Genomic DNA, 5019 nt, shown 5'->3' with positions numbered 1-5019 from the left:
AGCGCGGGGGGTGGCGGCGGCCGGGGGCGCCTCCGGGGAAGGCTCCGAGCCGGTGCCGGACCCGGACGGGGTGCCGGTGGCGCCGGGCTTGAAGGCCTCCTCGACGGTGGTCTCGACGCGGCGCACGGCGGTCTCGATCTTCTCCGCGGCGGTCTTGGTGGTGGCGGCGGCCCAGGTGCGCAGCTGTTCCAGGCCTTCCTTCACCTTGGCCTGCTTCTCCGGGTCCTTCACTTCCTTGAGGAGACGCTCGGCCTCACCGCGGAGGTCGTCCGTGGTGCGCTTGAGGTCCTCGCCGGTGCGCTTGAGGAAGTCCATCAACTGCCTGTCCCACTTCTCGGCCATGACCCGTCTCCTCCGCTCTGGCTGCCTGAACCCATCCAACTGCACGTCCGACAGGAGCGCAAAGCCTTCCGCCCTGTCCAGACGCAGACGGCGGGATGCGCCATCGATTGCCTTGTGACGTTGCGTCAGCCACCCTGTCTGGCTGCAAGCGGGTGCCCGCGCGACAGTCCACTGCCAGACACGTTAAGGTGCATGCCCTCTGCCGGAAAGCCGCCATCGCGCGGTTCCGGTGCTGGAGCTTCTCCCTATGTCGCGGTCCATCCGAGCGGTCTGGTCGCTCGTCGTGCTCACGTCCCTGGTGTCGCTGTCCGCCTGTAGCTCCAATGACCCGGAGACGACGGGGCCGGTGTTGCCGGCGGTCACGCTGCACGCGGCGACGGTGGGTGCGCCCTTCGAACAGGTGTTGACCGCGACCGGGGGCACGCCGCCCCTCACCTATTCGGTGGGCGCGCTGCCGCCGGGCTTCTCCTTCTATGGAGACACCGGGAGGCTGGTGGGGCCCGCGACGCAGGCGGGTGAATGGACGCTGACGGTGGGCGTGCGCGACGCGAAGGGCGCCCAGCAGACGCGGGCCTACTCGCTGCGCGCGTGGGAGGCGCCGGCCATCGCCACCGTGTCGCCGCTGCCGCCCGGGACGGCGGGCAGCGCCTACACCTTCACCTTCACGTCCACCGGCGGGGCGCCCCCGCTGACCTGGTCGCAGGCGGGCGGCGCGCTGCCGCCGGGGCTGGAGCTGTCCGAAGAGGGCGTGCTGACGGGCACGCCGCAGAATCCCGCGCTGTATGAGTTCACGCTCCAGGTGAAGGACGCCAACAGCGTCCAGGCCACCGCCGTGCTGCGGCTGCCCCTGCGCACCCCGAACGGCGACCTGCCGGACGGCGGTCCGGTGACGGATGCCGGGACGACGACGGACGGGGGGACGAAGACGGATGGCGGGACGACGGATGCCGGCCCGGCGACGGCGGTGCCCCTGAAGGTGGGCAACTGGAACATCGAGTGGTTCGGGGACACGACGCCCGGCAACGGCCCGGACGACGAGGCCCTGCAGCTGGCCAACGTGACGGCGGTCCTCGCGGACGCGGGCGCGGACATCTGGGGGGTGGCGGAGATCGTGGACGAGGCCCAGTTCAACGCCCTGAAGGCGGGGCTGCCCGGCTACGACGGCTTCCTCGCCAGCGACTCCGTGCGGGTGGGCGGCGAGTACTACTACTACAGCGCGGCGGACCAGAAGGTGGGCGTGCTGTTCAAGACGGACGCGGTGCAGGTGCTGGCGGCGAACGTCGTGCTGTCCTCGTGCTCCAGCAACTTCGCTGGCCGGCCGCCGCTGCGCGTGGACCTGCGCGTGACGCGGGGCTCCACGAAGGTGGACCTGACGCTGATGGTGCTGCACATGAAGGCGTTCGCGGATTCGGACGCGTACGCCCGGCGGCAGGGCGCGTCGGTGTGCCTCAAGAACTACCTGGACTCGAACCTGCCCACGCAGAATGTGTTGGTGGTGGGGGACTGGAACGACGACGTGGACACGTCCATCTACGTGACGAACCCGTCGCCGTACCAGAACCTGGTGAGCGACCCGACGCGCTACAAGTTCCTCACGCAATCGCTGTCGGAGGCGGGGGTGCGCTCCACGGTGAGCAACACCCAGTTCATCGACCATCAGCTGGTGACGAACGAGCTGGTGCCGTACCACGTGGCGGACTCCACGGTGGTGCTCAGGCCGACCATCACCAACTACAAGGGCACCACGTCCGACCACTACCCCATCCTCAGCCGCTTCGACTTCGGCACGCTGGCGCAGGCGCGCAGCGTGACGGTCACGGCGCCCAACGGTGGCGAGACGCTGGCGGCGGGCAGCACGTTCGACATCACCTGGACGTCGAGCAGCGTGACGCAGGTGAACGTGCAGTACTCGTTGGACGGCACGGTGTGGCGCGACGTGGCGACGAACCTGTCGGCGGCGAGCGGGCGCTACACGTGGACGGTGCCGAGCGAGTCCTCGACCACGGCGCGGGTGCGGGTGGCGGACGCGACGCGCGCCGACGTGGCGGACCTGAGTGACGGGACGTTCACGATGACGCGGCCGACGCAGCAGGTGTTCATCAACGAGTACCTGGCGCAGCCGGACAACGTCTCGGGCGGGACGACGCCGGACTACGACCAGCAGTTCGTGGAGCTCTACAACGCGGGGCCGGGGTCGGTGGACCTGAGTGGCTGGAAGATCCACGACGCGAAGTCGTATTCGGGCGCGGATGCGGCGCGGCACACGTTCACGACGGGCACGGTGCTGCCGGCGGGCAAGGGGTACGTGGTGTATTCGGGTGTCACGGCGCTGCCGCAGGGCGCGACGTACGCGACGGTGTCCAACGGGGGCCAGGGTCTGAGATTCGACCGGGGCATCAACCAGAGCGGCGCGGGCGACACGGTGTACCTGGTGCGCGCGGACGGCACGGTGCAGGACAGCCACTCGTATGCGAGTCCGCCCATGGATGTGTATCAGGGCTATTCGTTCAACCGGAAGCCTGACGCGAGCGCCACGGGGACCTGGGACTACGGCTACAGCGTAGGCTCCCTCTTCGCGACGCCAGGACGCAGGGCGAACGGCACCGCGTTCTGACGGATCCGCGAGGCACGACTTCCACCTGGGGATCTGCTTGGGTGGAAGCATGACTTCGCGACCCCGTGCCTCAAGCGCGGCCCCCGTGTGGATGCGCATCACGGCCACTTTGATGTGCTTGCTGCTGTCGGCCTGTGGAACGGCGCGGGGGGCGGTGGCTCCAGTTCCGGAGGAGCTTCCGCGACTCGTGCTGCTGCTGCGGGAGTCACCGGACGGGAGCTTCACGCAGGAGTGGCGGCCCGCTGAGGCGTCCGAGCTTGCCCGCTACGTGAAGGCGGATGAGGGCCGGCGCATCGTGCGGACCGCGCGCTCCGTGCGGGACTGCGATGCGGAGCATCTGGAGTGCATGCGGGAATGCCTCAGCCGCCCGCTGCCTCGCGGGTACGGACATGCTAGCAATCCGCGCGGCAAGGCGGACTACTGCAACAACCGGTGTCGTCAGCCCTACCTGGACTGCGCTGAACTGGAGAAGCTCCGGCCCCAGAAATTGTCCTCGATTGAGGAGGTCTCGGACTGGGTGAGCCGCCACCGCGAATCGCTTCTCGTCGGTAGCGTGGTTGTCATCGCGGGTGTTGTCTTCGTCGTCGTGTCTGCGGGTGCGGGGTTGGTCGTCCTGGCACCCGCGCTGCTCCTGACGGACTCCGGAGGCGATCTTTCACATCCTCTTGCAGGGGTTCTTCCATGACGAGGCTCTTTGACCAGATCGAAGTGCTCGGGCGAATCGCACTCGATGATGCCCCAGCCACTCCCGGGAGCGAGGAAGCACTCAAGGCGGCCGCGACCGCCATCCGCTTCATCGAGACGTCCGGACAGACCTACGACTTCGAGGACTACGTCCAGAGCCTCGAAGCGTACGCTCCCCCCCTCGCCATCGGTCGCTTCGCCACCCGGGAGGAGGCAGAGGCGGGAATGAGAGCTTGGAGACGGCCTCCCGCGGTGGCGTTCGTACTGATCGCGGACACCTACCACTCCGCCATGTACGTCCCCTCCACCGGGAAGACCCATCTGGTCTCGCTTCCCATCATCCTGGAGCATTACCTCGCGGACATGGCGAACGACGGACCCAAGCCTTCGGGTCTGTCATTCGATTCCAGGGCCGAAGCGGAGGCCTGGCTCCACCAGCAGCCCACGCCCCCGCAGCAGGTCGTCATCCTGATTGCCGGCGCCCCGTACCTGGCCGCCTACCACCACCGCATCGACTACCGCGTCCTGTATCCCCTGCCCCCGCCCACGCCTCCTGCGTCGGAGGCGTGAGCACCGGGAGCGCGATTACAGACGGATCTGCAGGCGCACGCCGGGCTGGATCCAGACGTGGAGCGACTTCGCGTCGCTGGGGACGTCGATGCTGTTCTCCGACTCCTCGAACACCTGCGTGGTCAACTTCGAGTACTGCCCCAGCGAGGCCGAGATGTACGGCCCCACCGCGATGGAGCGGGTGAGCTGGAAGTCCAAGCCGAAGTGCGCGTGTCCCAGGTCGAACCCCTGCAGGCCCAGCTTCGCGAGCGTCGGATCATCCCCCACCTTCATGGAGCCGGACTCGTAGCCCACGCCCACGCCCAGCCAGGGGCTCACGAACCCTTCCGGCGCGAAGTGGTAGTCCAGGTCCACGCCGAAGCGCAGCACCCGGCTCGAGCACTCCACATCCTCGGTGCAGCCGTCGGGCTTCGCGATGCCGTACTGGAAATAACCCCCCAGGGAGAGGTGCCGGTTGAAGAAGTAGGAGAGGTCCACCTGCGGCGCCACCGTGTTGCCAAACGTCTTGGACAGCGAGGTGTCCTCCACCGCGTCACCCACGGGAATGCCGTACGCCGCGCGCACGCCCAGCGCCAGCCCGGAACCCGAGGACGCTTCCTGCGCCACCGCGGGCACCGCCAACAGCGAAAGGGACATCACCAGCGAGGGGATGAGGGGTCGAGCAGTCATGTCGTTCACCGGAGAAAGAAGCCGTCGTCGGACGGCGGGTGGATGCGTCGCCGCTGCGCATTTGCAAGGGCACGGCCACCCGCGTCCAGGGCCTTACACCCAGGCGTCTATTTCCGCATCGCCCGCGAGGGGAATCGCCC

General features: G+C 68.4%; 4 protein-coding genes and 1 pseudogene. 3 read left to right on the top strand and 2 right to left on the bottom strand.

Going from position 1 to position 5019, the window contains the following annotated elements; translation table 11 throughout:
- Positions 1-342: pseudogene (locus tag D7X74_RS39610) on the bottom strand (transcriptional regulator); the annotation flags it as partial.
- A 247-nt stretch (positions 343-589) separates the two neighbouring features.
- Between D7X74_RS39610 and D7X74_RS39605 the strand changes: the two are divergent.
- From D7X74_RS39605 to D7X74_RS39590, 3 genes are all read left to right on the top strand, one after another.
- Entirely contained in the window at positions 590-2956 is a 2367-nt protein-coding gene (locus D7X74_RS39605) for a lamin tail domain-containing protein (RefSeq protein WP_233602452.1), read from the top strand.
- 187 nt (positions 2957-3143) lie between these two features.
- Positions 3144-3641, top strand: coding sequence for a hypothetical protein (locus tag D7X74_RS44655; protein WP_233602451.1), 498 nt, complete (start codon positions 3144-3146; stop codon positions 3639-3641).
- Positions 3638-4210 (top strand): head protein, encoded by a 573-nt coding sequence (locus D7X74_RS39590; protein WP_120538119.1) that lies wholly within the window; start codon positions 3638-3640, stop codon positions 4208-4210. The genes D7X74_RS44655 and D7X74_RS39590 overlap by 4 nt, the downstream gene beginning before the upstream one ends.
- 15 nt (positions 4211-4225) lie before the next feature.
- On the opposite strand, the gene D7X74_RS39585 is transcribed toward D7X74_RS39590, so the two are convergent.
- On the bottom strand, positions 4226-4879 hold the full coding sequence (locus D7X74_RS39585; protein WP_120538118.1) for an outer membrane beta-barrel protein: 654 nt from the start codon (positions 4877-4879) through the stop codon (positions 4226-4228).
- Positions 4880-5019: the final 140 nt, after the last annotated feature.

This window comes from Corallococcus sp. CA047B (genome assembly GCF_003612065.1).
Classification (GTDB): domain Bacteria; phylum Myxococcota; class Myxococcia; order Myxococcales; family Myxococcaceae; genus Corallococcus; species Corallococcus praedator.
The sequence above is the reverse complement of the archived record's forward strand: the minus strand, read 5'-3'. Positions and strand labels throughout refer to the sequence as shown.

Excerpts from the sequence above, each read along its gene's own strand:
- D7X74_RS39590 (WP_120538119.1), top strand. The coding sequence starts at position 3,638 with ATGACGAGGCTCTTTGACCAGATCGAAGTGCTCGGGCGAATCGCACTC.
- D7X74_RS39585 (WP_120538118.1), bottom strand. The coding sequence starts at position 4,879 with ATGACTGCTCGACCCCTCATCCCCTCGCTGGTGATGTCCCTTTCGCTG.
- D7X74_RS39605 (WP_233602452.1), top strand. The coding sequence starts at position 590 with ATGTCGCGGTCCATCCGAGCGGTCTGGTCGCTCGTCGTGCTCACGTCC.